The 247-nt window shown below is 44.5% G+C and carries 1 tRNA gene; it reads right to left on the bottom strand.

The features are described 5' to 3' along the window. Positions 1-39: 39 nt before the first annotated feature. Positions 40-115: transfer RNA gene (locus H5182_RS22130), tRNA-Lys, on the bottom strand. Between the last annotated feature and the right edge of the window lie 132 nt (positions 116-247).

The raw sequence follows: 247 nt of genomic DNA, 5'->3' as shown, positions 1-247 counted from the left end.
CGCCGATTATAACCACTCTACTATTCTACGAATAAAGAATGGTGGGTCATGATGGACTTGAACCATCGACCAATGGATTAAAAGTCCACTGCTCTACCAACTGAGCTAATGACCCGCTCTGCTGTGCCTAAGCACGCTGCGTAAATCCGCCGATTATAACCACTCTACTATTCTACGAATAAAGAATGGTGGGTCATGATGGACTTGAACCATCGACCAATGGATTAAAAGTCCACTGCTCTACCAA

The organism is Pseudoalteromonas sp. SG44-17, assembly GCF_014164235.1.
Taxonomy (GTDB): Bacteria; Pseudomonadota; Gammaproteobacteria; order Enterobacterales; family Alteromonadaceae; genus Pseudoalteromonas; species Pseudoalteromonas rhizosphaerae.
This window is presented reverse-complemented; position numbering and strand designations above follow the sequence as displayed.